The sequence below is a fragment of the Morganella psychrotolerans genome (assembly GCF_965118875.1).
GTDB classification, from domain to species: Bacteria; Pseudomonadota; Gammaproteobacteria; order Enterobacterales; family Enterobacteriaceae; genus Morganella; species Morganella psychrotolerans_C.
In genome coordinates, this window is sequence record NZ_CBCPJD010000006.1 from 170,490 (window position 1) to 196,696 (window position 26,207).

Sequence of the window (26,207 nt, forward strand, 5' to 3'; positions counted from 1 at the left end):
TATACCTGATGAATTGGTCGTCAATAAGCAATATATTCGGTTGTTAAATCTTGAATTATTTGTTTTTATAGTTTTTACATCTTAGTTGTTTGTTTTTTACGGAAGATGATGAGGATATCACTACGTAATTATGGCTACGCGGTTCTGTATCAGATTCCGCGAATACAGACGATTATATAAATACAAGAAATGTTAATTATGCAGTAAAGATCACGTTTTACTTATTGATCCCGGCAGAAGAAATGCGGCTGTTTATCCACATATTGTGGATTTTGCCTGAAAGCAGGGAAATGGGTCATGTATAAAGTTAAATGTCCCGCAAAATTGCGGGACATTTAACTACCACAGCAAAATGTTAATCAGCGCGGATAACGCTCAGCGGAACGGACTGTGCTACCAGTCTGTGCCCTGCATTGTTGAGATGAAGGTGATCGCCTGAATCATATTGCGCACTGAGCTGCCGGGGATGTGCCGGATCTCGCACCAGCAGGTCACTGTCAATAACAGCATCAAATTCACCACTTGTACGTATCCAATGGTTAACCTCCTGCCGAACAGTCTCTTTTTCAGGCTGATAAAAATTTTCCATACCATATTCATCGGTTCCCCGCAGCGGTACCAGTGTCACACCGGTCATACGGATATTTTTTCCCCGCGCCATACTCAGTAATTGCTGGTAAGCGTTGATCAATACAGCTGCTGCCGGAACGGAACTTTGCGGATCTAATACTGTTCCCGCTAACCCGATATCATTTAATCCGACCTGTACAATACAGGCACTGACGCCGGGCTGATGAAGGACATCCCGCTCAAAACGTGACAATGTACTGATGCCTATCCCGTCTTTCAGTAACCGGGAACCCGACTGTCCGGCATTAACCACCGCGATATTTTCTGCAATAAAGCGCTCAGCCAGAAAATCTGTCCAGCGGCCATAAGTGTCCATTTCCACACCGCTGCCATCAACCATCGAATCACCGATAACCACCAGAGTGCTGTCTGCGGACCCCGGCTGAACCTGTACACGTTCAATTAAAAGGCGGGAACTGATTGTCTGACCTTCTCCGACTTCTTCTTTGATTGCCTGATTGCCTGCCTCCAGTAAAGAAAAATGACGGGCATCCCAATGGAAAGTATTCACCGCGACCGGCTCCGGTAAAAAGATACGCAGACTAATTACGGATAACGGCGGAATGTTCAGCAGAATCTCATCACTGTACAGAACGTCCCCGGCAGGAATTGTTGTGCCGATCTGCCCGTTAAACGTGACAGGAACAGCACTGAACAAGCCGGGTACTGAAATATAACTCTCTCCCGATACCAGCGGTTGTGTGCCGTAACGGTTGGAAAAAAGCAGACGCAGCTTTTGCCCGCCGAGGCTTACCCGCAATGTCTGCCGGAGAGTCTGGTAACCTGTGATTACCGGAATGTCCGGCGGAAAGGGAAAAGCGTCGCCCGATGCCGGCTGAGACGTTGACAGCCATGTGCATATCCACTCAGCAGGCAATGGCGGGGCGAAAGGAACTGAAGATGGCATCAGAGTGATCCTCCCTGAGATAAAAGCAGGCTTAATATGTGTCCGATGCAGCAGTCATGACATCAAACGTACGCATAGCGATATCTGTCATCGCCAGCAAGCGTGTCCGGCTGACACCATCACGCGCCTGGATTGAGATCCCGTGCAGCAGTGTTGCGATATAATCGCCGAGAGCCTGTATATCCGTGTTTTCCGGCAAATCACCAGACTGAACACCTTGCTCAATTCGCTGTATGATGCCCGCCGTCCGTTCCCGGCGATTGTCAGCAAGCCAGGTCATGAGCGCTTCATTGTCACTGGCGTAATTGGTCAGTGACAACACCACCATACAGCCGCGGGGCTGGTTCTCACGGGTATAGGTTTCAACTGCCCTGACAAGGAGCTGCTTTATGGCCTGACGGGTATCCGGCTCGCGCATTGCCGCATCAGCAAAGGCGCCTTCCTCAGACAGATAAAGGGCAACCGCTTCACGGAACAGGTTCTCCTTTGAGCCGAAGGCGGCATAAATCCGCGCAGAGGCAATTCCCAGAACAGCAACCAGATCAGATATGGATGTACCTTCATAGCCGCGCTGCCAGAACACCTGTTTTGCTTTGCGTAATGCCTCTTCACGATCAAATTCTCTTGGTCTGCCTGCCATGCCATATTCTCCGCCTGAGTAGTGTCAGATAAATACTATCAGTTCTTTATCGATTAACAAATAATTATTTTTTGGTGATTGACAAAGAATTGGGGATCGTTTTAATCTATTCATTGTCGATTGACAAACAATTGGGTTTTATTCCTCATACGCAATATACCCAACGTCATTCAAGTTGCAGGCGGGCGTAGTGTAGCCAACGAACCTGCAATCTGAATGAATAAGGGTATACAACGGAACAACTATGAATACATTATTTAGTAAGGTATTACTGGCGGCAGCCATGACGTTTGCACTGTACGGCACCGCATCAGCGGAAAGTGTAAAAAATCCGGATGTGGCATCCGGCGCCGTGTCTGCTCAGTTTAATGAGGCTGATTTTCAGCATCACTATGCCGACGTTGCCGGTCAGCGGATCCATTATGTGACGGCGGGCAAAGGCGAACCGGTTTTACTTATCCCTGGCTGGCCGCAAACCTGGTATGCATGGCGTTATGTGATGTCCGCTCTGGCTGCAGAAGGGTATATGGCAATAGCTGTTGATCCGCCGGGAACCGGTTATTCTGCCCGTCCGGACAGTGGCTATGATACAGGGGCGGTGGCAACCACGTTACATACTATGATGAAGCAACTGGGTCATACTAAATACTCCGTTGTCGGTCATGATATCGGTATGTGGGTGGGCTACGCGCTGGCTGCTGATTATCCTGCGAATATTAAAAAAATAGCATTAACTGAAGCGGTAATACCGGGCCTGGCACCGGCACCGTCCATCTTTGTTGAACCGGAAGAAAATATTTTTCTCTGGCACTTTATGTTTAATCAGGTGCAGGATTTACCTGAAATGCTGACAGCCGGAAAAGAGCAGGAATACCTGAATTTTATTTTTGATCACTGGTCTTACCGTCGCGACCGGGTCGCGGCACAAACCTATATAGATGCCTACTCATCACCGGGCGGACTGCGGGCAGGATTTGCCTATTACCGCGCTATCCCGCAAACTATCAGTCAGAACAAACGGCGGGCAGAGAAAAAACTGATGATGCCGGTTCTGGCAATCGGCGCAGATCACGCGACCCGTGATGCACCGCAGCAGACTTTACAGGGCAGGGCAGTGAATTTGCAGGGTGTGATGCTCAGTGAATGCGGTCATTTTGTCACTGAAGAGTGTCCGGAACAGCTTATGGCGGCCTTGTTGCCATTTCTGAATAAATAAATGCACCGGCTTAAGCAGGACGGGGGTATTATTCATTCAGACAATCAGACTATCTTCTTCAGGACAGATTAACCACGCAGGATTTTATTGATGCCGCTTTGTTTATTAACCGGTAGCAGATTCCTTGGTAATCTATTGAAATTAAATAATATTTTATTTTTTAAAAGCTATCTGTCTTTGCCGGAATATGGTTTTTTTTTATAATTTAACCGGGATCTGTGATTTCGTTTCAGAACGGTTCAATATTATTATAGGATAATCATCCCGCAGTTTGGTAATACCCAAAACAAAAAGACAATAATAATTATTAAATATAAACAATAAATTTAACAACACCTAAAGTAGTAACTGTAGTTATATTTACAACACCAATGTTATTATAACGTTTATAATATAAAAACACTGAAATTAAAAGTGTAAACAACACCTGGAAAGTTATAAATATTATATTTATAACGTTAATTTTTATCACTAAAAAGTAGTGTTAACACCGGGAAACAAATACAGCGGAGAGGTATCAGCCTCTCTGCTGTATATCAATTAATAATAGTTAAGGGTTTTGATAAAAATCAACATCCTGAAGTGTGTTCAATTCCTGCTCAATACGATCACGGCTACTGAGTAAAACCCGGATAATATCGGTCATTTTTTTATCATTGTTACGAAATGTCGGAATGGAGACACTGATTGCTGCAATAATCTTATTCCTTTGTCGTAATGCGACAGCATAGCAGCGGGTTTCTTCATTTATTTCTTTATCATCAACAGCATAGTTGTTATTTTTTACAGTATCAAGCTGATGACGCAGTTCAGCCATTGTACGAATACTGTATTTTGTCAGTGGTGAAAATCCGTCAGGATAGAGTCTGAGAATATCCTCGTCACTGTAGTTATATATCATTGCTTTTCCCAGTGCAGAATAAACTGCCGGCAAACGGGTGCCGATATTGGAAATCAGCTGTACTTTTTGTGCTGATTGTACTTTGTCAATATAAAGAACATCGGCGCCATCTAATATTCCCATCTGACAGACTTCATTACATTCCTGAACAATGTTATTCATTTCCCGGTGGACCATCTTCAGCCAGTACGACTTCTCAAAAAATGAACGGGAAAGAATAGAGCAGGCAATACCCAGATAATAAAGCTGAGTATTTTCATCATAATTAATATAACGACGATCAGCCAGTGTCTTTAATATCGGATAAAGAGTTCCCTTTAATATTCCGGTCTTTCCTGCAAGCTGAGTAAGTGAAATCCCGGTATTTTCTGCCGCCAAAACACGAAGTACCTCTAATACTCTGATTGTTGGCATATGTTCCGTAGACATGAATAACCTCCCTGACTGTTTATGCCGTCATTTTAGGTGTAAAGCCCGGCTAAGTAAATCATGGCGGGGAGATTGCCTGTGTTATTACTATTCCGGATTACTGCTGACAGATATTAATACCGCCGGGTTGTGATGCTGATCTTATAAATAATAAAAAATACGCGGAGTTTTACGTAAAAATAATCACATATCGTAACTAAATCAGGTTATTACCCCTGCTTTCCCTTATTTGGTCAAAATTTGACTCCCTCCTGTTTTTATGGTTACTTAATGTTGTTTTTATTTACTGATGAGGTTTGTATATATGAACGATATGGGTATGGAAAGTTGTTACATTACACCGGCAGTCACTATTTTTGATAACAAAGGCCGGATAGACACGGAACAAAACCAGCGTCTTTATGACTCACTGAATGGTCATGTATCCGGATTTGTGGTGATGGGCAGTACCGGGGAGTTTTTCTCACTGAATATGGAGAATGCAAAAACACTGATCCGGCTGAGCGGGCAGTACAACAAGGGAGAGATGAAAGTCTATGCAGGTGCCAGCCGCCCTGATGTGAATGAATCGGTTGAACTGGCAAATTACGCTTATGAACAGGGCGTTGATGGTGTCATGATCATCAGTCCTTATTATTTTCCGCTGGACGATGAAGGTATTTTCCGGTTTTACAGCGCGATAGCGGAACAGACACCCGCCAGAATTTTTATCTACAACTTCCCTGAGCGCACCGGATATTCAGTTTCACCGCAAGTATGTCTGCGTCTTGCGGATAAATACCCGAATATCATCGGGATGAAAGATACCATTCCTGACACGCTGCATACATCGCAGGTTATTCAGACAGTGAAAGCGGAGATCCCGCATTTTGAAGTCTATGCAGGATATGACAATAATTTCGCACACATAGTACTGGCGGGCGGAAGTGGTTGTATCGGCGGATTGTCTAATATCGTACCGGAATTTTTTGCTTCCTGGATGCGGGCATTTTCACAGGGGGATATGGTATCTGTCGCCAGACACCAGCAGCGCGCAGATCAACTGATGGCTGTTTATGGTATTAATTCACCCTTCATCCCGACGTTTAAAAAAGCCCTGCAACTGAAAGGTATTATTGAGTCCGATTATTGTACACCGCCATTCAGCACTCTGGATGATGTACAGACTGAACAATTAAAACAACTACTGGCACCGCTGACCAAGCACGCTGACCTTTCCTGATAATAACGAAAGAACATCTTACCCACAGGGAAAACGATCATGGCGACAATAACAGCTTATGACAATCCGGTTTTAAATTCTGCGATACAAAAATCGTGGAAGCGTTTAGTACCTCTGATGTTTATTTTGTACTTTGTGGCATTTATTGACCGTGTCAATATAGGTTTCGCAAAAGATGCAATGCAGATTGATATCGGGCTATCCGATTCTGCATTTGCGTTTGGCGCAGGTATTTTCTTTGCCGCGTATGCGCTTTTCGGCATCCCGGCAAACCTGATCCTGAATAAAATTGGTGCCCAGAAATGGCTGAGTGTTACAACCATTATCTGGGGTGTGCTCTCCGCAATGACCGGGTTCGTTACCAATGAGACTCAGTTCATTATTCTGCGTTTTTTGCTCGGGCTGGGCGAAGCCGGCTTCTATCCGGGGATTTTATTACTGGCATCTATTTATTTCCCGAATAAAGTCCGTGGTTCGGTCATCGGTATTTTTGTTCTCGGTGTTCCGCTGGCGCTGACTTTAGGGTCTCCGTTATCCGGCGCACTGCTTGAATTACACGGTTGGATGGGACGTCCCGGCTGGTTCTGGATGTTTGTGATTGAAGGATTACCGGCAGTATTTATCGGGATCTTTGCTTTTTTCTGGCTCGATGACAGCCCGGAAAAAGCACGTTTTCTGACGCCGGAAGAAAAACGCGCACTGACTGAGCAACTGGCCTGTGAGAATGCGAAAACGGAAACAACATCTGTCAGGTCAGCACTGAAAAATATCAGAGTCTGGCACCTTGCACTGATCTACGGAACCATACAGATTTCTGTTTACGGACTGATGTTTTTCCTGCCATCCCAGGTTGCCTCTCTGATGGGACAAAGCATGGGCTTTAAACAATCCCTTGTGGCGGCTATTCCGTGGGCATGTTCGGCATTCGGCGTGTATTACATTCCTCGCCTGGCTGACCGTAACCCGGCGCATCGCGTGACTATTTCTGTGATATGTATGCTGGCGGCGGCTATCGGGCTGGCAGTATCAGCCTTTGCAAGCCCGGTCTTTGCGATTGCGGCACTGTGCCTGAGTGCGGTGGGGTTCTTATCTGTGCAACCGGTTTTCTGGACGTTTCCGCCACAGTTATTAAGCGGGCCGGCTCTGGCCGCCGGTATTGGTTTTTGTACCACGATGGGCGCGTTCTGCTCATTCCTGGCACCGATCATCCGTGTCGAAATGGATAAATTAATGAGCAGCAATTCGGCAGGTATTGTCACATTGTCGGTGATAACCGCAGGTTGTGCATTGCTGATTTCATTGCTGAAAAACAATACTAAAAAATAACCCTGATCTGTTGCCGTCAGATTGACGGCAACCTGCCGGAAGGTGAGTTATGCAAAAGATACTTCGTATTGATGAAACTGATAATTTAGTTGTTGCTCTGAAAGATTTGCATGCCGGTGAAGTGTATCACTGGGGAGATGAAACGATTACCCTGGTAACGGATGTCCGTGCCAAACATAAATTTGCTCTGGAAGATGTCGCAGAAGGCGCAATTGTTTCTATGTACGGTACGTCTGTCGGTAAAGCAACAAAACCGATTGCCAAAGGAGAAGCTATCACTGTTGATAACATCCGCCACTATGCCGCACCGGTTTCTGCCGATGATGCCGGAACCATTGACTGGCACGCGCCGGATGTTTCCGCCTGGCAAAACCGGACATTTAAAGGCTATGTCCGTGATGACGGACGGGTGGGGACAGCAAATTACTGGTTAATTTTCCCGCTGGTATTTTGTGAAAACCGCAACGTCACCAAACTGACCGATGCCCTCAATGATGCACTCGGTTACACCAATAACAGCCTGAAAAGCTTTGCGCTGGATTTAACCGCCGGTGAGCAGATATTGTCAGTGAAACCAAAACTGTTTCCGCATATCGAAGGCGTGCGCTGCATTACGGTTACCAGTGGTTGCGGCGGCGCAACATCCGACAGTAAAACCATGTGTGATGTACTTGCCGCATATGCGGATCATCCGAATGTTATCGGTATTACTGTGTTCAGTTTAGGCTGTGAAAAAGCACAGCGTAAGATGTTCAAAGAGTCACTGACTGAGCGGAATCCTTATTTTAATAAACCGGCGCTCTATTTCCGGCAGCAGGAATGGAACAGCGAAGAAGAGATGATGCAGACAGCGCTGAAGCAGACTTATGAATGCATGAAAGCGGTAAAACCGCAGGCGCGCACGGATGTGCCTCTGTCATATCTTAAACTCGGCGTAAAATGCGGGGCATCTGACGGATTTTCAGGTATTTCGGGTAACCCGGCGATGGGATTGGTCTCTGACTGGCTGGTCACTCTGGGCGGGGCATCCGGGCTGGCAGAATTTCCGGAATTGTGCGGTGCGGAAGGGGATATTGTCAGACGTTGTATCCGCATGGAAGATAAGAAAAAATTTCTCAGTCTGATGTCTGCGTATGAAAAAACAGCGAATTTCTTTGATACGACAATTGCGGATAACCCAAGCCCCGGCAATATTGCTGACGGATTAATTACGGATGCAATAAAATCAACCGGAGCGGCGAAGAAGGGTGGAACTGCCCCGATCAGTGCCGTGTGTGATTATGCAGAGCCGATGCCGGACAGCGGATTATCGCTGGTCTGCACGCCGGGAAATGATGTGGATGCCGTCACCGGGCTTGTGGCAGCAGGATGCAATGTGGTTATTTTTTCAACCGGACTCGGAACACCGACAGGTAACCCGATAGTACCGGTGCTGAAAATTTCGACAAACAGTGCGATTGCACAGCGTCTGTCTGACATGATCGACTACGACTGCGGGCCGGTTATTGATGGTGTACCGTTGCCGGTTATCAGTGAAGGATTATTTGAGCGGGTGATTGAAACAGCCGGAGGGGAGTACAGGGTGAAAGCCGATCGCCTGGAACAGTTTGACTTTATGCTGTGGAAACGCTCACTCGATTTATAAAAGAAAAACAAAAGCCACACCGGGAATAATTGAAAGCGGGGATAGTCTGACCCCGCTTTTTTGTTTATTCAGTTTTCGGTTGCGGATAGTGGATCAGGTTATGCAATGTCACAATACTCTCTCCCGGATTGGCATAAGCGTGGGGAATATCGGCATGAAAGCGCAATGACTCCCCCGCACTGACAGCATGCCACTCATCACCCAGCCGTAATTGCAATACACCATCCATCACAATCACATGCTCAATGACGCCTTTTTCATGAGCACCGGACTCACTGAGTGCGCCGGGCAGTAAATCAATTTTTAATAAATCGACCCGTAATTCATCATCAAACGGAACAAGCGGGGTTACGCGCATCCCGGAACGGGTTTGTTCGAATACCGGCAACTGTGCGAAACGGTGCAGTTCCGGCTCAGGCTGTGGTTGTGCGCCTTCCAGAAAAACAGAAAATGCGATATTAAACCCGGTGGCAATTTTCCAGAGTGTCGCGACAGTCGGGCTGGATTGCCCGCGCTCTATCTGTCCGAGCATGGCTTTGCTGACCCCGGTAAGCAGTGCCGCCTGACTGAGGCTCAGTCCGCGCTCTGCCCGCAGCTGTTTAAAGGTTCCGGCAATGGTCGGTGTGATGTCCTGCATAAAATAAATTTATTCCTGCTGAAATACATTGTCCGTTATAGCATCCGGTGATACGCTCGCGTCGTCCGTTATAACATCCGATGGTGTGTACCTATGAGTAAGTTAACATTTTTTCGTGCCTTTTCACCAGCAATGATGATGACAGGGCTGGTTGCGGTACTGATCGGCTATGCCAGTTCAGTGGCGATTATTTTGCAGGCGCTGGATGTGGCAGGGCTTGATGCTGCGCAGACCGGTAGTTGGCTGATGATGCTGGGTATCGGTATGGGGGTGACAACGATCGGGTTGTCACTGTGGTACAAAATGCCGGTTCTGACCGCATGGTCGACACCCGGGATAGCCCTGCTGGTGACCAGTTTGTCCGGTGTGACCATAAATGAAGCCGTCGGTGTGTTTATTTTTGCCTCCGGTCTGATGTTTCTTTGTGGTATCACCGGTATTTTTGCACGGCTGATGGCGCATATTCCCCGCACTATTGCTTCAGCGATGCTGGCGGGGATCCTGCTGCGTTTCGGACTGAATGCGTTTGATGCACTTGAGGTTAATTTTATTCTCTGTGCCGCGATGCTTGCTGCTTATGTTCTGACACGCGGCCGGTTTCCGCTGTATGCCATTATTGCCACACTGATAACGGGGATTACTGTTGCCGCGTTGCGTGGCGAACTGCATTTCGTTCAGAGCGGCGCACTATTTACGCTGCCGTCATTTGTGATGCCGGAATTCACCCTGACATCCGTTGTCAGTGTCGGGATCCCGTTTTTTATTGTCTCACTGGCCTCACAGAACGCACCGGGCATTGCCATTTTACAGGCGAATGGCTATCCTCCGCATACCTCAGTATTGCTCACCTGGTCCTCTCTGGCGGCGCTGATACTTGCGCCATGGGGCGGGTTCAGTATCTGCATCGCCGCGATCACGGCTGCCGTCTGTATGGCGCCGGATGTTCATCCGGATCCGGCTAAACGCTATATTGCATCGGTCTGGGCGGGAGCGTTTTATCTGCTGGCAGGTGTTTTTGGCGGAGCCATCTTTATGTTATTTAACGGCTTTCCGACAGTGCTCATTCATGTGCTTGCAGGGCTTGCCCTGCTGACAACCCTGATGAACAGTCTGCATCAGTCACTGGCTGATGAAAACGGGCGGGATGCCGCGGTTATCTGCTTTTTACTGACCGCATCCGGAATAACATTACTGGGAATAAGCTCTGCATTCTGGGGATTACTCGGCGGGATTGCGGCACATTATCTTCTGGTCAGGCACCGGCGGTAAAGGGGCTGTGTATCACCTTAATATAGAAATAATGTATGTGATTAGCCATGCTATAGGCTGTATCAATTAAACACCTGTCTTACCGGAAGCGGAGAAAGCATGAGTTTACAAGGTTATCTGGCGACTGAACGCCATTTCTGGCGCAACATTGCGCAGTCATATACTGATATCAGCGAATATGCGCAGTGCTACCTGACGCCGTTGCCGGTCCCGGTTTTTAATTATATTTATTTACAGGCCGGTGCGGGAAAAACGGATCTGGCACAGGCGCAGGCTGTTTTTGATAATGGCAGCAAGCCACACTGTCTGATTGCGGAAAAAACGGTAGCAGAAAGGTTGCATCCGCAGATTGTGACAGGCGGTTATGAAGCGGATGGTGAAACCAGCGCGATGTACCTGAATATTGCACAGTGGCAGCCTTTATCTGTACTGCCGCAGGGGTGTGAAGTCCGCGAAGTAAATGATCAGCTCACTCTCTGGGCTACTCCGCTGGAAGCCGCATTTCCGACAGATGATACGCCTGATTTCAGTATTATCAGCGATTACATCAGTTATCATCAGCGTGCTATGGAAAAAGGCACCGAACTGCACCACTTTGTGCTGATATATGATAATGAACCGGTGAGTTGCATGACACTCTCTGTCCTGAATAGTGCGGCGCGGATTGACGATCTGGGGACTATTCCTGCTTTTCAGGGAAAAGGGTTCGCATCATTGTTGCTGGATAACGCACTGATACTGTGCCGTACACGGGGAGTAAGTGATTGCTACCTGGAAGCCTCCACTGAAGGTCTGGGATTATATAAAAAACACGGCTTCCGGACACTGTTTGAGTACTGTTTTTATATTAAAGGGTAAATACATCATGAAAGCACTATACCCAACGTCATTCAGGATGCAGGCAGGCGGCAAGCTCCGACCGCCGGGGAGCATACATCAGTATGTGACCCGGCTGACTGAGCGTAGCCAACGAACCTGCAGTTTGAATGAATAAGAGTATATGCCGTTTTCTGCTGACGGGCTGCATGTTTATGTCAGCAGCAGGATGGGCTGATATTTCGCCCGGGGCTGTTCAGTCCGGTTCACTGGCGCGGCAGGACGGCAGTGAAGCCCGTTATTATATTTTGCATCAGCAGGCAAAACCAACCCGCAAATTATTAGTGCTGATTCAGGGCTCCGACTGTAACAGTGCGAAAAACAACCGCTTTATGGTTGATACATTCGGCGGTACATTTTCGGGTCATGACATTCTGCTGGTGGAGAAATACGGCATTACGGATGCGCTGGCGTATGATGACAGCGAGGGTGTGCGGGAAGATTGTCCGGTGGAAACCATGTTTAATGATAGGCTTTCTGTACGCGTCAGTGATTACACGACTGTACTGAACCGGCTGAAAGGGAATTATGACTCTGTGGTGGTGTTGGGCGGAAGTGAAGGCGCCACAGTGGCAGAACATGTGGGACTGACTTCCCCGGTTGTCAGCGCCGTGGTTGCGGTTAACGGCGGCGGACGCTATTTCCTTGATGATGTCACGTACAGCTTCCGGCGTGGCCCGGCACCTTTGACAGAGGACGATATTACCGGCTTTGTTGAATTTACGGATGCGGTGAAGAAAAATGAAGTTCCGGGCGATTTACTGGTCAGTCAGCATGGTGTTCGCTGGTGGCGTGAGTTTTTGAGCGTGGATACACAGCAGGTATTAAACGATCAGAAAAAACCTGTTTTGGTTATTCAGACGCTGAATGATACCAATGTGAATGTTCCGTCATTTAAACAGATGCAGAAAGACGTCGTGAATCCGCAGGTGACGTTTAAGACCTTTGATAACCTGGATCATTACTTTAAAGATGCACAAGGGCATCGACAGATAACTCAGATTCTGACGACTATCGGGGACTGGTATGACGGACAGTATTCTGAATGACGTTGGGTATATAAAACAAACGCCCGTAAAAACGGGCGTTTAGTCAGGCATTACCGGCAATCAGCGGACAACCAGGACAGAGGTGTGTGCGTAACGTACAACAGCCGCAGCATTGGAGCCTAGCAGGTAAGTCGACATATCCGGGCGGCGTGAGCTGATGACAATCAGGTCACTTTCCAGGGTATCAGCCAGCTTCAGGATCTGATCTTTTGGTGAACCGGATACCACATGCAGCTCAACCTGCTCCGGTGGTAGTCCGAAATCACTGATCATTTTCGCCAGTTGCTCTTTTGCGCTGTCTAAGATCTCATCTTTTTCCGGCAGTGTTGCAGCGTAAGCGATACCAAAAGAAGCAAAATGTGAGAACGACGGAATGACGCTGATAAAGTGAATTTTTGCGTTTTCAAATTTGGCTAATGTCTGAATCGTCGGAATTACTTCGCGGGTAAGCCCGGTTTCTGAAATATCGATTGGTACAATAATCGTTTTATACATACATGCCCCTCAATCTGAAAGCAGGTTTAACTGACTGGTCACTGAATCAAACCAGTGTACTAAACTATACCCTTATTCATTCAAACAGCAGGTTCGTTGGCGGAACGATGACAGCCGGGTCACATACTGATCTATGCTCCCCGGCGGTCGGTGCTTGCCGCCTGCCTGCATCCTGAATGACGTTGGATATATACTTAAACGCAATAATAGCCGGTGTTTGATGCACTATACGTGAAAACGATCATACTTCACAATTAAACCCCTTAGCGGGGCTTAATTGTGTGATGTGGTAATTAATTAAAAATGAAACGATCGGATTTATCATCAAGGATCAGTTTCAGCTGGGCGGTCAGTGTGCCGGGAGTGCTGTCCGGCCAGACCTGCCATTTGTTATTTTCCACATAAAAAAGTTGCCAGGTATCTTCCGATTCTGACCACGTCAGCCGGGCAATTTGTTTTTCAATGATTTGCGGGGAGCCGCACGGGCAAACGAGTTGTTTCTGATAAATCAGTACGTTGTTGTCATCGGTGCGGTACTGAACATCAAATTCATCAGGGATATGACCATTCGGCCAGAGGCGCTCGGTAAACAGGCGCATATTTTGTTTTATCTGCTGTGTCTGAACTGAGTTAAATTCCATAGCATTACCATTTTGTGACGAACGAAAATTAGAACAACCCGCGATATCAACCGGTTTATGCTGATTGATAAGGTCATTTCAGGCAGAGCATTATCTGCGTGATTCGGGGACCGCCACGGGAGATCATGTTAGCGCATTTCACGGGGCTGAGAAATACTTTTCCGGGCTATCCTTTTAACGGGCATATAACTATACAACTATATTAATCAATCAAAGGAAAACGAACGGCTAACAGGGGAGGGAAAAGGCGGGATAGTCATGTGACAGGGGCAGAAAAGTAAGGGAATGCATAAAAAAACGGCTTTCCTGAGAAAGCCGCCCTTTTACCGGATTCAGACGCAGGTCAGAATCGGCTTATTTTTTGATTTTAATAATCACCGTCTCACCGACAGTGACAGAGCCGGTCATTTTGACCATCTCTTTTATCTCATCCATATTGGAAATAACCACCGGTGTCAGTGTGGATTTGGCTTTTTCTTCCAGCAGTGCCAGGTCAAACTCAAGCACTAAATCACCTTTCTGTACGCGCTGACCTTCTTCCGCAATACGTTTGAAGCCTTCACCTTTGAGTTCAACGGTGTCGATACCAAAGTGAACAAACAGCTCAATCCCGCTGTCCGACTCAATAGAGAACGCGTGATTGGTTTCAAAAATCTTGCCGATAGTACCGTCAACCGGTGCGACAATTTTGTTACCCGAAGGTTTGATGGCAATACCATCACCAACAATTTTTTCAGCAAATACAACGTCAGGCACATCTTCGATATTCACAATCTCACCAGAAAGCGGGGCTACGATCTCAATCGTGCCGCTGTCTTTTTTATCGTCTGAAACCAATGATTTCAGTTTGTCAAACAGACCCATGAATACTCTCCTAAGTGTTGATACGGGACCGGGCGTGAATTTGGCTTAGTGCAATGTTTTCAAAAACCGGATCCTCAGAACCCGGTTTTCAAATCTGATGTTCAGCACAGCGTTTTTTCTTTGGTGAATGTCTCCACCAACGCCATCAGTTCTGTGGCCGTAGGCTGCGTCAGTGCCAGTTCCGCCAGCGTTTTCGCATCTTCGTAATGGGTATTACGGATCAGCTTTTTGATACGCGGAATAGCTATCGGACTCATACTAAATTCATCTAAACCCATGCCCAGCAACAATAATGTTGCACGCTCATCACCCGCCAGCTCACCGCACATACCTGTCCATTTTCCTTCCGCATGGGAAGCATCAATGACTTGTTTGATAAGGTTCAGCACCGCAGGAGACATCGGGTTATAGAGGTGGGAAATCAGTTCATTTCCGCGATCCACTGCCAGAGTATACTGCGTCAGGTCGTTGGTTCCAATACTGAAAAAATCAACTTCTTTTGCAATGTGACGTGCATTCACTGCCGCCGCCGGGGTTTCGACCATGATACCAACTTCGATAGTTTCATCAAAAGGTTTCTGCTCGTCACGTAATTGCTGTTTCATTTCTGCCACGATTTTGTTGAGTTCGCGGACTTCTTCGACGGAAATCACCATCGGGAACATGATGCGCAATTTTCCGAAAACAGAGGCACGTAAAATCGCACGCAACTGAGTATCAAGAATTTCACGGCGATCAAAACAGATACGGATTGCACGCCAGCCGAGGAACGGGTTTTCCTCTTTCGGCAGATTCATATACGGCAGGTCTTTGTCACCGCCGATGTCCATAGTGCGGACAATAATCGCTTCATCCGGCATCGCCTGTGCGACGTCTTTATAGGCGCGGAACTGTTCTTCTTCGGTCGGCAGGGAATCCCGGTCCATAAACAGGAACTCGGTGCGGTATAAACCGACGCCTTCTGCACCGTTGCGCTCAGCACCCGGCATATCGCGTACGGTCCCGATATTCGCACACACTTCGACCTGATGTCCGTCCAGAGTGATAGCAGGGAGATCTTTGAGTTTTGCCAGTTCTGCTTTTTCAGCCAGATAATCATCACGCACCTCTTTCATGCGCTCGATGTCATCGTCAGATGGCTGAAGATAAATCTGGTTATTGACGGCATCCAGGATCAGATAATCGCCGCTTTTAATATTTTCAGTGGCATTCACTGTGCCGACAATCGCCGGGATTTCCAGCGAGCGTGCCATGATTGATGTATGAGATGTACGTCCGCCGATATCGGTAATAAAGCCCAGCACGTTTTTCAGATTGAGCTGCGCGGTTTCTGACGGAGTCAGATCTTTGGAGACTAAAATCACTTGTTCAGAAATGGCGCTCAGGTCAACGATAGGCATACCGAGAATATTTTTCAGCAGGCGCTTGCCGATATCACGGACATCAGCGGCGCGCTCTTTCAGGTATTCATCGTCCAGACCTTCAAGGGCAATCGCCTGTTCTTCAATCACATGATTAGCGGCGTAATCAGCCGTTCTCTTGCTTTTGATGATATCGACGATTTCATTTTCCAGCTCTTCATCTTCGAGCAGCATGATGTGGCCTTCAAAAATATCAGCTTTATCAGCACCGAGACTTTTTTCTGCCATTTCTTTGATTGCATTCAGCTGCACGGACGCTTTATCGCGACCGTCGGTAAAACGCCGGATTTCAGCATCAATCTGTTCAGCAGAAATCGATTTCTGGCTGATAATGATAGGTTCTTCTTTGAGTAACAACGCTTTACCAAAAGCGATACCCGGTGAAACAGAGATTCCTGAAACCATAATAAATACCTTTCAGCTTACTGGGGGAGCGCAGCACAGCGGGTGTGTGCGTACCCGGAAACGGGTAATCCCTGAGCCCGTTAAACAGGTTCAGGGATCCTGACAGGGAGGACGGTTAGCGGATTACTCCAGCTCACCCATCAGTTTGACGAGATGTTCCACTGCTTTCTGCTCATCTTCGCCTTCTGCGGCGATAGTCACAACGGTGCCCTGAGTCAGACCTAATGTTTGCAGCTTGAACAGGCTTTTCGCGCTGGCGCTTTTGCCGCCGGAAGTCAGTGTAATGTCAGATGTGAATGTTTTTGCTTCTTTGACAAACTGAGCCGCAGGGCGTGTATGCAGACCGTTAGGTGCCGTAATGGTGACTTCTTGCTGATACATAGGGTTACCTCATCGTTAGTAATTTTTGCCGGCGGTTATGGCGGTTATTTAGTGTGTATTACTGTAATCATAGCCGGAGCAGATAAAATAGCACAACCCGGAGATTCGACATACGTTATCGGTGTCATTATTTTGGGCTGTGAAATAATTACATTTTTAATACTAAACAACCGCGCAAAAATCACCCCGGAGAGTGTCAAAATTTGATCTGTTGCACAAAAAAAGCACCCGGAGAGGGTGCTTTCGGTGTCAGACAGGACGGGAACTGAATCCGTTCAGTCGATTATTTTTCGTCAATATCGGCGAATAATGCTGTACTCAGATAACGCTCACCGGAAGATGGCAGGATAACCACAATATTTTTGCCTTTAAATTTATCTTCTTTTGCCAGACGTTCAGCGGCAATGACTGCCGCGCCGGAAGAGATACCGGCGAGAATACCTTCGCGCTCCATCAGTTTGCGGGCGGTGGCAAAGGCGTCTTCATTACTGACCAGCTCGACACGGTCGATCAGGGATAAATCCAGGTTGCCCGGGATAAATCCTGCGCCAATGCCCTGAATTTTGTGCGGACCGGGTTTGATTTCTTCACCGGCCAGCGCCTGGGTGATAACCGGTGAATCTTCCGGTTCAACCGCGACGATTGTCACGTCTTTTTTGCCTTTGATGTTTTTCAGGTAGCGGGCAATACCGGTGATGGTTCCGCCGGTACCGACACCCGCCACAATCACATCAACATTACCGTCAGTGTCTTCCCAGATTTCCGGGCCGGTGGTTTTTTCATGGATAGCCGGGTTTGCCGGGTTGCTGAACTGTTGTAAAACGATATAGCGGGACGGGTCGCGTGCGCTGATTTCATCCGCTTTTTCAATCGCGCCTTTCATGCCCTTTGCACCTTCGGTCAGTACCAGGTCAGCACCCAGTGCTTTCAGCAGTTTGCGGCGCTCAATACTCATGGTATCGGGCATGGTCAGAGTCAGTTTATAACCCCGGGCAGCTGCAACATAAGCCAGCGCAATTCCTGTGTTACCACTGGTTGGTTCAACCAGTTCCACACCCGGTTTTAAGATCCCGCGCTTTTCTGCATCCCAGATCATATTGGCACCGATACGGCATTTCACACTGAAACTCGGGTTACGGGACTCGACTTTCGCCAGAATATTACCGTGGCCGAAATGCTTCAGGCGAACCAGCGGCGTATGACCAATGGTTAACGAATTATCTTCATATATCTTACTCATCGGTTTTCCTTAAACGGTTATTCATAATCGGACTAAATATGAATCAACATTACCCTCTGGCAGAGGGAAAGGAAATACATAATCGATCTAACCTTATAACTATATAGATTCGTTATATCTCAATGGAATATATAATCGACACTTATGGTAAGTGGTAAGGCGAAAAAAAAACGGCAGGGCGGAATAATTACCGCCCTGCGCGGGGAAATGGCGGGTTATCAGTCGCGGACAAACTGTGTGCGGTAGCGGTCCACCCACAGCGCAGTGGCGCCGCAGACCGCAGCCGGCATAATAAACAGGTTCACAAACGGGATCATAGTCAGCACGCTGACCAGTGAGCCGAACTGGAGGCTGGTCATGTTATCGCGGCGCAGCGTCTGTTTCATCTCCGGAAAACTGATTTTATGGTTATCGAACGGGAAATCGCCGTACTGAACCGACATCATCCAGGCACCAAAAATAAACCAGAGCACCGGGGCTACCGTCTGACCAATACCGGGAATGAAAAACAGAACCAGAAGAATAAGGGCGCGGGGAATGTAATACAGTAATTTGACCATTTCCCGTTTCAGAATACGCGGAATATCTTTTACCAAATCCGCATAGCCCTGATCAGGCGCCGGGCGTCCGGTAAGCTCTGCTTCCAGTTTTTCTGCCAGCCAACCGTTAAACGGAGAGGCAATAATATTAGCTATCGTACTGAAAAAATAGGTAAATACTAATAAAATGGATAGGACGGCAACCGGCCATATAAGGTAGTCCAGCCATTGTAGCCAGCCCGGAATTTTTGCCATCAGCCATGAGATCCAGCCGCCGAACCGGCTGAACAGCCACCAGAGCGCACCGCCCATAACAATAATATTGGCGAGCAGCGGTAAAATAACAAAGGCCCGGATACCCGGACGCATCATCAGCCGCCATCCTTGTGCGACATACGCAAAGCCGCTGAGCGACCTGACAGGATTTATCATACTTCCTATTCACTCCTATGATTGGAAAACGTTATACTAACAGACGAAACAAAAAATTTGTCTTACCGCCAACGAAATGTCAGGATGTAAATCAGTCAGAAAGAGCAATTAAATGATCTTTATTGCAAGAAATGCGTGCCGGGACTTGAACTTAACATCGTTGACAAATACTCTGGTAATCAAATGATAGTATTTTGCCATGGTGGCCTTTAATTTAAACAACAGAGATAGCACTGATGCAAGATTTGCGTCTGATATTAATCGTTGTGGGTGCGGTAGCAATCATCGCCTTGTTACTTCACGGACTGTGGACGAGCCGCAAAGAGCGCTCATCCCTGTTTCGCGCGCGTCCCATGAAGCGTCGAAAACACGAACCGCAGGATGATGCCGCTGATGAACAGTCAGAGGCGCGGGGTTCCCGTCATTCTGCTTTGCCGGAAAATACGCCGGTGCAGACCGACTCACAGGATCCTCTGTTATCTGCGGGTGATAATATGTATCCGCCGTCAGAGCCGGTGGTGCCTTCCGTTTTGCCGAAAGCGGCTGCTGAACGCCGTCCGGCTAAATCCTCTGAATCTGAGCCACAGATTGGTTTATTTGATGCTATGGAGCAGGAAACTCACACTGAGCCTGTTCCGCAAGTGCTGACTACCGGTGCTGTGATTACTGCGGCAGAAACAGCAGAGCCGGATGCGCCGCAGGATAATGATAATGAACCTGCGCCCGTATCTGCACCGCAGGAGCAGGAACAGCCTGCTGCTAAAAACAGCGGCGCGGAAAAAGAACTGGTGCTGGCGTTGTTTGTTGCTGCGCATCAGGGACAGCTTATCGCCGGTGAGACATTGCGTATTGCTGTCGAACAGGCGGGTTTTCGTTTCGGAGCTATGAACATTTATCACCGCCATGTTGATCCTGCGGGCAGCGGACCTGTGCTGTTCAGTCTGGCAAATATGGTGAATCCGGGAACCTTTGTGCCCGAGCAGATGGACGCCATTGAAACACCCGGTGTGGCGATGTTTATGATGGTACCGTCTTACGGCGACGCGAATCAGAACTTTAAGCTGATGTTGCAGGCCGGACAGCGTATCGCCTCTGACGTGGGCGGCGTGGTACTTGATGATGAACGCAGAATATTAACACCACAAAAAATTGAGGTGTATAAAGCGCGTATCAGGAAAGTCCTTGTCAGCACTCAGTCCTGACGGATATAACAATGCATTATCAAACCCCCGCTTGCCGGGGGTTTTTTTTAGCTGTAGTCAGGTATAATCAGGTATAAAACAGACTGACAGATAACGATCATGCCAAAAAATAACGAAAACAACATCGAAAACGATATAGAACAACTGCGCGCCACGCTGCGCCATCACGAGTACTGTTATCATGTGCTGGATAACCCGCAGGTACCGGATGTGGAATATGACCGCCTGATGCAGCGCCTGAAAGCGATGGAAGCGGAAAATCCGGCATTGATCACCCCTGATTCTCCGACACAGCGTGTCGGTGCGGCACCGCTGAGTGCATTTGAGCAGGTGCGCCATGAAATTCCTATGCTGTCACTCGATAATGTGTTCGATGAAGAGAGCTATCTGGCATTTGACAACCGGGTACGCGATCGCCTGAAAGATGCACAGGATCTGACATTTTGCTGTGAACTGAAACTGGATGGTCTGGCGGTCAGTCTGCTTTATGTCAACGGTAGCCTGATTCAGGCGGCGACCCGGGGTGACGGTACTACCGGCGAAAATATTACGGCAAATGTCCGGACTATCCGCGCTATTCCGCTGAAACTACGCGGGGATAATATCCCGGATCGTATTGAGATCCGCGGGGAAGTCTTTATGCCGCTGAAGGGTTTTGAGGCGATGAATGACGAAGCCCGGCGCACCGGCGGGAAAGTATTTGCCAATCCGCGTAATGCGGCTGCCGGTTCATTGCGTCAGCTTGATCCGCGTATTACCGCCAAACGCCCGCTGACCTTTTTCTGTTACGGCGTTGGTGTAACTGAGGGCGCAGTGTTGCCCGGCAGCCATTATGATCGCCTGCAACAATTTAAAGAGTGGGGATTACCGGTCAGTGACCGGGTTCAGCGCTGCACCGGCAGTCAGGCGGTACTGGATTTTTATCATCAGGTGGAAGAGAGTCGTCCGCAACTGGGTTTTGATATCGACGGTGTGGTCATAAAAGTGGACTCTGTCGCGCAGCAGGAAATACTGGGCTTTGTATCCCGCGCACCGCGCTGGGCAACCGCGTTTAAATTCCCGGCGCAGGAGCAGATGACGATTGTCCGCGATGTGGAATTCCAGGTCGGCAGGACAGGGGCAATTACCCCTGTGGCACGCCTTGAACCGGTTCTGGTGGCGGGTGTCATCGTCAGTAATGCCTCACTGCATAATGCAGATGAAATCAGCCGCCTGGGGCTTAAAATCGGCGATACCGTAGTTATCCGCCGTGCCGGTGATGTTATTCCGCAGGTTGTGGGCGTGGTTGAATCAGAGCGTCCCTCTGATGCGCGTGAGATAGTCTTCCCGCTGCACTGCCCGGTGTGCGGGTCTGATATTGAGCGGGTCGAAGGCGAAGCGGTGGCGCGCTGTACCGGCGGGCTGATTTGCGGTGCTCAGCGCAAAGAAGCGCTCAAGCACTTTGTCTCCCGCCGTGCCATGGATGTGGACGGGCTGGGTGATAAAATCATCGATCAGTTGGTGGACGCTGAATATGTACAGACACCGGCAGATTTATGGCGCCTGACCCCGGGAAAACTCACGGGGCTGGACCGGATGGGACCAAAATCGGCGGAAAAACTAACTGATGCACTGGCGGCTTCAAAGCAGACCACATTTGCCCGCTTTCTTTATGCACTGGGGATCCGTGAAGTCGGAGAGTCCACGGCAGCGAACCTGGCGGAGCACTTTAGAACCCTTGGTGCATTACAGGCCGCAGATACTGATGTACTGAAAACAGTACCGGATGTGGGAGACGTAGTTGCAAAGCATGTTGTGAATTTCCTGCGGGAAACGCATAACCGGGAGGTGATTACCGATCTGACACAAAATATCGGCATTCACTGGCCGGAGGTTGTGGCTGTGGATGCTGCCGCGCTGGATAATCCGTTTGCCGGAAAAGTCGTGGTACTGACCGGGTCATTACAGATACTGACCCGTGATGAGGCAAAAGATCGTCTGACTGCGCTGGGGGCAAAAGTGACCGGCAGTGTGTCTAAGAAAACCGACCTTGTGATTGCCGGTGAAGCGGCGGGCTCTAAACGGGCAAAAGCCGAAGAACTGGGCGTTCGCGTGATAGATGAAAATGAATTTATCGCAATGCTGAACTGATGTTCTGAACGGATGTAGCAGAATAAAAAACGGTCTTCTGCGGAAGACCGTTTAAACCACCTCAGGTGAGATGATGAATAAAGAAGATTTAGTGGCCATCGCGAACACCGCTATGCCTTTTGGTAAGTACAAAGGTTGCTGTTTAATCGACCTGCCCGAAGAGTATCTGCTTTGGTTTGCGCGTAAAGACAGTTTTCCCGAAGGGCGTTTAGGTCAGCTGATGCAAATTACCCTCACCATTAAAATTGAAGGTTTAAGTGGCCTGATAAAACCGCTCAAACGACCGTCTCACTGATCACGGGTCAGTGCATCGATAACCTTCTGGCTCAATATACGAAACTGACGCTGCTCATCTTCATCAAGGCTTGCAAATACCTTTTCCGCATTACGGGTTCGTCCAATCGCCGCATGTGAAAGAAATTCCTCACCTTCCGGTGTCAATTGAGTAACCAGCTCGCGTTTATCCATTTCAGACTGATACTGAGAAACAAACAGATGCTTTTTCAGTGCCCGCAGTGATTTAGAGACATTCTGGCGTGAAATTCCCAATTTCTGACTCAGATCTGACGGCGTCAGGTCGCCCTGAAGGCGCAACATTTCCATCACATCATACTGTGCCCATGTTATCTTTTCCGGTGAGTAAATAGTACGTTGTGCTACTAATGTACACTGTAACAATGACAGTGTATTTTCCAATTCCCTGAATGACATAACTCCTCCCTTTTATTGTCGCCTTTAGTGTAGCTGAAAGGCAAAAATAGGAAAAGAAAGTTGATTAACGAAAGTTAATTAATTATGCTATTAATTAAAGAAAGTTAATTAAAAGGGGACTGCATGAATGATTTCAAACAGAAGATTATCCTGATCACCGGTGCCAGTACCGGTGTTGGTGAAGGAATTGCGCGTGAATTACTCAGTAGGGGCGCTAAAATTGCGATTACCGGACGTAATTCGGATAACCTCAAAAAGGCGATAAATGAGTGGGATCCTAAGGGGGATAGCGTGCTGTCCATCACAGCAGATGTACGTAATTTGAGCGATTGTGAGCGTATGGTGACTACTGTGTTAGATAAATTCGGCGCATTACACGGCTTGGTGAACAACGCAGGTGTGACCGGTCCGCATGGTGTCAAAATTGAAGACTATGATTTTGAGGTCTGGCAGGATGTGATAAATACGGATGTAACCGGGACATTTCTGGGAATGAAATTCGGGATACCGGCGATTGTTAAAAGTGGTGGCGGTGCAGTGGTCAATTTATCGGCCTGTAATGGTATTACGGGGATTGCCGGTATTGCACCTTATACGGCAGCCAAGCATGCTGTACTTGGACTGACCCGCGCGGTGGCCCTGGAATATGCAGAGCAGGGCGTGCGGGTAAATGCGGTCGGACCGGGCTATGTGGCGACCCCGAATATTCTGGCATTACCACTGGACGTTCAGACGATGATGGCTGAAAGTCATCCGATGAAGCGTATGGCAACAAGAGAAGATGTCGCCAAAATGGTTGCATTCTTATTGTCAGACGACAGTCGTTTCTGTACCGGCGGATTTTATCCGGTTGATGGCGGATATACGGCACAATAGTCTGAAAACAGTATCTGAGCGAAAACGAGCGGAATAACTTACGGAATAAACTATTTGCAAAAACGAAAACCCCGGTCAGAGACCGGGGTTTGAATTTGGTGGAGCTAAGGGGGATCGAACCCCTGACCTCTTGCATGCCATGCAAGCGCTCTCCCAGCTGAGCTATAGCCCCGAAATCGGGTTTTATCTGTTATTGTCCGCCAAAATAATTTGGTGGAGCTAAGGGGGATCGAACCCCTGACCTCTTGCATGCCATGCAAGCGCTCTCCCAGCTGAGCTATAGCCCCGATAAAATTAACCGGACGCTGCGCATAATAGGCAACGTTCCCTGAGCTGTCAACGGCTTAATATGAAAATCGTGTGCAACCGATGAAAAAGGCGTCAATCCGGATAAATAACATAAAAGCCGTATTATCGTTATGAAAACGCCCTGCAAAAAGCAGGGCGGTTATATATGGCTGACCGGATAGCAGGGCAGATAATTACTGTGCTTCGCGCTCAGCAATAAAGGCCAGCGCCATGTCAATACGGGCGAGGGAACGCGCTTGTCCGATAGCATGAACAGTGACATCAAGACCCGGGGACTGACCGGCACCGGTCACGGCAACACGCAGCGGCATCCCGACTTTACCCATCCCGATTTCCAGCTCATCAGCCGTTGTCTGAATGGCGTTATGAACCTCTTCAGGTGTCCAGGTTGTCAGCGCAGCCAGTTTGGCTCTCACCAGTTCCAGCGCCTGACGGGCAACCGGGCGCAGATGCTTTTTCGCCGCATCGGCATCAAAGCTGTCAAAATCTTCATAGAAATAGTGGCAGGTTTCTGCCATTTCTTTCAGTGTTTTACAGCGCTCGCCGAGCAGACGAACCAAATCAGCCAGTTGCGGACCATTACGGGTATCAATTCCGGCTTGTTCGATATGCCATTGCAGATACACCGCCACTTCTTCAGCAGGCATACTGTTAATATAGTGATGGTTCAGCCACTGTAATTTTTCAGTATTAAAGGCACTGGCGGATTTGCTGACGGCATCCAGGGTAAATAATTCAGTCATCTCTTCGATGCTGAAAATTTCCTGGTCACCGTGTGACCAGCCGAGGCGTACCAGATAGTTCAGCAGCGCGTGCGGCAGATAGCCATCATCACGATACTGCATCACACCGACAGCGCCGTGACGTTTGGATAATTTTTTGCCGTCGTCACCGTTGATCATGGATACGTGTGCATAAACAGGAATTGGTGCACCGAGCGCTTTAAGGATATTGATTTGGCGCGGAGTGTTGTTGATATGATCTTCACCACGGATGACATGGGTGATTTCCATGTCACGGTCATCGACAACCACACAGAAATTGTAGGTCGGGGAACCATCAGTACGGCGAATGATTAAATCATCCAGTTCCTGGTTGCTGAATTCAATCGGCCCGCGGATTTTGTCATCAAAAATAACCGAACCTTCCTGCGGGTTCGCAAAGCGCACCACATGCGGTTCATCCGCGCTGTGATTATGGTTGTTACCACGGCAGCAACCGTCATAACGCGGCTTTTCATTATTTGCCATCTGGTTTTCACGCAGAGTTTCCAGGCGCTCTCTGGAACAGTAGCAGCGATATGCTGTTCCTTTTTCGATCATGGTATCGATCACTTCATTGTAGCGATCAAAACGTTTGGTCTGATAATACGGACCTTCATCCCAGTCCAGGTTTAACCAGTTCATTCCGTCCATAATGGCGTCGATCGCTTCCTGAGTTGAACGCTCAAGATCGGTATCTTCTATACGTAAGACGAACTCACCGTGGTTGTGGCGGCTGTACAGCCAGGAATAAAGAGCGGTACGGGCACCGCCCACATGCAGGTAGCCGGTCGGGCTGGGTGCAAAACGGGTTTTTACTTTACTCATTGGAATGCCTTTCATAACGTCTGTGTCAGACGTAGTAGATGATGAAGTAGTAAGTATGCTGGGGATATTTTAACACTGAGACATAATTCCTCAATGAAAAGGGCAAAAGAAGGTCGAAAAAGTCCTTTTCTGCGGCGGAATACGAAAAATACATGATAAAACAGGCTGTTTTTACAGCGCCAGATCTGAAGGCTGTCACGAATTGCCCGGTTTTTGCTTACTATC

The 26,207-nt window shown here is 48.2% G+C and carries 24 protein-coding genes and 2 tRNA genes; 11 read left to right on the plus strand and 15 right to left on the minus strand.

What is annotated here, in order from left to right; translation table 11 throughout:
* Positions 1-355: 355 nt before the first annotated feature.
* The gene (locus ACMHKJ_RS08050) at positions 356-1,537 is read right to left on the minus strand and encodes an SGNH/GDSL hydrolase family protein (RefSeq protein ID WP_413492969.1); all 1,182 of its coding nucleotides are present in this window, start codon (positions 1,535-1,537) and stop codon (positions 356-358) included.
* Between the two features lie 31 nt (positions 1,538-1,568).
* Positions 1,569-2,177 carry a TetR/AcrR family transcriptional regulator gene (locus ACMHKJ_RS08055; RefSeq protein ID WP_413492971.1) on the minus strand — a complete coding sequence of 203 codons (609 nt, stop codon included), beginning with the start codon at positions 2,175-2,177 and terminating at the stop codon, positions 1,569-1,571.
* A gap of 244 nt (positions 2,178-2,421) precedes the next feature.
* Here ACMHKJ_RS08055 and ACMHKJ_RS08060 point away from each other — a divergent pair, with 244 nt between their 5' ends.
* Positions 2,422-3,393: an alpha/beta fold hydrolase gene (locus ACMHKJ_RS08060; protein ID WP_413492973.1), complete on the plus strand. Its 972-nt coding sequence runs from the start codon at positions 2,422-2,424 to the stop codon at positions 3,391-3,393.
* A 550-nt stretch (positions 3,394-3,943) separates the two neighbouring features.
* Here ACMHKJ_RS08060 and ACMHKJ_RS08065 read toward each other — a convergent pair.
* On the minus strand, positions 3,944-4,723 hold the full coding sequence (locus ACMHKJ_RS08065; RefSeq protein WP_413492975.1) for an IclR family transcriptional regulator: 780 nt from the start codon (positions 4,721-4,723) through the stop codon (positions 3,944-3,946).
* Between the two features lie 319 nt (positions 4,724-5,042).
* On the opposite strand from ACMHKJ_RS08065, the gene ACMHKJ_RS08070 reads away from it, so the two are divergent.
* From ACMHKJ_RS08070 to ACMHKJ_RS08080, 3 genes are read left to right on the plus strand one after another with little or no spacing between them, the layout of a single operon-like run.
* Positions 5,043-5,945 (plus strand): dihydrodipicolinate synthase family protein, encoded by a 903-nt coding sequence (locus tag ACMHKJ_RS08070; protein ID WP_413493313.1) that lies wholly within the window; start codon positions 5,043-5,045, stop codon positions 5,943-5,945.
* Positions 5,946-5,984: 39 nt separating this feature from the next.
* Complete coding sequence (locus ACMHKJ_RS08075; RefSeq protein ID WP_413492977.1) at positions 5,985-7,271, plus strand: MFS transporter; 1,287 nt, start codon at positions 5,985-5,987, stop codon at positions 7,269-7,271.
* A gap of 49 nt (positions 7,272-7,320) precedes the next feature.
* Positions 7,321-8,916, plus strand: coding sequence for a UxaA family hydrolase (locus tag ACMHKJ_RS08080; protein ID WP_413492979.1), 1,596 nt, complete (start codon positions 7,321-7,323; stop codon positions 8,914-8,916).
* A 64-nt stretch (positions 8,917-8,980) separates the two neighbouring features.
* Here ACMHKJ_RS08080 and ACMHKJ_RS08085 read toward each other — a convergent pair whose 3' ends face one another.
* Positions 8,981-9,553 (minus strand): helix-turn-helix domain-containing protein, encoded by a 573-nt coding sequence (locus ACMHKJ_RS08085; RefSeq protein ID WP_413492981.1) that lies wholly within the window; start codon positions 9,551-9,553, stop codon positions 8,981-8,983.
* A gap of 93 nt (positions 9,554-9,646) precedes the next feature.
* Here ACMHKJ_RS08085 and ACMHKJ_RS08090 point away from each other — a divergent pair, with 93 nt between their 5' ends.
* The 3 genes from ACMHKJ_RS08090 to ACMHKJ_RS08100 all read left to right on the plus strand — a co-directional run bounded on the left by ACMHKJ_RS08090 (position 9,647) and on the right by ACMHKJ_RS08100 (position 12,747).
* A complete protein-coding gene (locus ACMHKJ_RS08090) occupies positions 9,647-10,822 on the plus strand; it encodes a benzoate/H(+) symporter BenE family transporter (protein ID WP_413492983.1) in 1,176 nt (391 codons plus the stop codon).
* Between the two features lie 99 nt (positions 10,823-10,921).
* Positions 10,922-11,680, plus strand: a complete 759-nt coding sequence (locus ACMHKJ_RS08095; RefSeq protein ID WP_413492985.1) for a GNAT family N-acetyltransferase — start codon at positions 10,922-10,924, stop codon at positions 11,678-11,680.
* Positions 11,681-11,808: 128 nt separating this feature from the next.
* Positions 11,809-12,747, plus strand: coding sequence for an alpha/beta hydrolase (locus tag ACMHKJ_RS08100; protein ID WP_413492986.1), 939 nt, complete (start codon positions 11,809-11,811; stop codon positions 12,745-12,747).
* Positions 12,748-12,807: 60 nt separating this feature from the next.
* On the opposite strand, the gene uspF is transcribed toward ACMHKJ_RS08100, so the two are convergent.
* The 7 genes from uspF to cysZ form a co-directional block, all read right to left on the minus strand.
* A complete protein-coding gene (uspF, locus tag ACMHKJ_RS08105; protein WP_067404930.1) occupies positions 12,808-13,242 on the minus strand; it encodes a universal stress protein UspF in 435 nt (144 codons plus the stop codon).
* Positions 13,243-13,535: 293 nt separating this feature from the next.
* Positions 13,536-13,883 (minus strand): DUF3024 domain-containing protein, encoded by a 348-nt coding sequence (locus ACMHKJ_RS08110; RefSeq protein ID WP_413492988.1) that lies wholly within the window; start codon positions 13,881-13,883, stop codon positions 13,536-13,538.
* A 354-nt stretch (positions 13,884-14,237) separates the two neighbouring features.
* On the minus strand, positions 14,238-14,747 hold the full coding sequence (gene crr, locus ACMHKJ_RS08115; protein WP_067404936.1) for a PTS glucose transporter subunit IIA: 510 nt from the start codon (positions 14,745-14,747) through the stop codon (positions 14,238-14,240).
* Positions 14,748-14,848: 101 nt separating this feature from the next.
* Positions 14,849-16,573 (minus strand): phosphoenolpyruvate-protein phosphotransferase PtsI, encoded by a 1,725-nt coding sequence (ptsI, locus tag ACMHKJ_RS08120; protein ID WP_413492990.1) that lies wholly within the window; start codon positions 16,571-16,573, stop codon positions 14,849-14,851.
* Between the two features lie 123 nt (positions 16,574-16,696).
* A complete protein-coding gene (gene ptsH, locus ACMHKJ_RS08125) occupies positions 16,697-16,954 on the minus strand; it encodes a phosphocarrier protein Hpr (RefSeq protein ID WP_067360856.1) in 258 nt (85 codons plus the stop codon).
* A gap of 283 nt (positions 16,955-17,237) precedes the next feature.
* Positions 17,238-18,194 carry a cysteine synthase A gene (cysK, locus tag ACMHKJ_RS08130; protein ID WP_067360859.1) on the minus strand — a complete coding sequence of 319 codons (957 nt, stop codon included), beginning with the start codon at positions 18,192-18,194 and terminating at the stop codon, positions 17,238-17,240.
* Between the two features lie 218 nt (positions 18,195-18,412).
* Positions 18,413-19,165 (minus strand): sulfate transporter CysZ, encoded by a 753-nt coding sequence (gene cysZ, locus ACMHKJ_RS08135; protein WP_413492992.1) that lies wholly within the window; start codon positions 19,163-19,165, stop codon positions 18,413-18,415.
* Between the two features lie 233 nt (positions 19,166-19,398).
* Between cysZ and zipA the strand changes: the two genes are divergently transcribed.
* The 3 genes from zipA to ACMHKJ_RS08150 all read left to right on the plus strand — a co-directional run bounded on the left by zipA (position 19,399) and on the right by ACMHKJ_RS08150 (position 22,792).
* Positions 19,399-20,367 carry a cell division protein ZipA gene (gene zipA / locus ACMHKJ_RS08140; protein WP_413493314.1) on the plus strand — a complete coding sequence of 323 codons (969 nt, stop codon included), beginning with the start codon at positions 19,399-19,401 and terminating at the stop codon, positions 20,365-20,367.
* 99 nt (positions 20,368-20,466) lie between these two features.
* A complete protein-coding gene (ligA, locus tag ACMHKJ_RS08145) occupies positions 20,467-22,497 on the plus strand; it encodes an NAD-dependent DNA ligase LigA (RefSeq protein ID WP_413492994.1) in 2,031 nt (676 codons plus the stop codon).
* 73 nt (positions 22,498-22,570) lie between these two features.
* On the plus strand, positions 22,571-22,792 hold the full coding sequence (locus ACMHKJ_RS08150; RefSeq protein WP_067360868.1) for a DUF3820 family protein: 222 nt from the start codon (positions 22,571-22,573) through the stop codon (positions 22,790-22,792).
* Here the strand turns inward: ACMHKJ_RS08150 and ACMHKJ_RS08155 are convergent.
* Positions 22,786-23,208 carry a MarR family winged helix-turn-helix transcriptional regulator gene (locus ACMHKJ_RS08155; RefSeq protein ID WP_413492996.1) on the minus strand — a complete coding sequence of 141 codons (423 nt, stop codon included), beginning with the start codon at positions 23,206-23,208 and terminating at the stop codon, positions 22,786-22,788. The genes ACMHKJ_RS08150 and ACMHKJ_RS08155 overlap by 7 nt on opposite strands.
* Before the next feature lie 123 nt (positions 23,209-23,331).
* Between ACMHKJ_RS08155 and ACMHKJ_RS08160 the strand changes: the two genes are divergently transcribed.
* Entirely contained in the window at positions 23,332-24,084 is a 753-nt protein-coding gene (locus tag ACMHKJ_RS08160; RefSeq protein WP_413492998.1) for an SDR family NAD(P)-dependent oxidoreductase, read from the plus strand.
* 96 nt (positions 24,085-24,180) lie between these two features.
* On the opposite strand, the gene ACMHKJ_RS08165 is transcribed toward ACMHKJ_RS08160, so the two are convergent.
* From ACMHKJ_RS08165 to gltX, 3 genes are all read right to left on the minus strand, one after another.
* Positions 24,181-24,256: transfer RNA gene (locus tag ACMHKJ_RS08165), tRNA-Ala, on the minus strand.
* Positions 24,257-24,295: 39 nt separating this feature from the next.
* Positions 24,296-24,371 (minus strand) — tRNA-Ala (locus ACMHKJ_RS08170).
* A 195-nt stretch (positions 24,372-24,566) separates the two neighbouring features.
* Positions 24,567-25,982, minus strand: coding sequence for a glutamate--tRNA ligase (gene gltX, locus ACMHKJ_RS08175; RefSeq protein ID WP_413492999.1), 1,416 nt, complete (start codon positions 25,980-25,982; stop codon positions 24,567-24,569).
* Positions 25,983-26,207 lie beyond the last annotated feature (225 nt).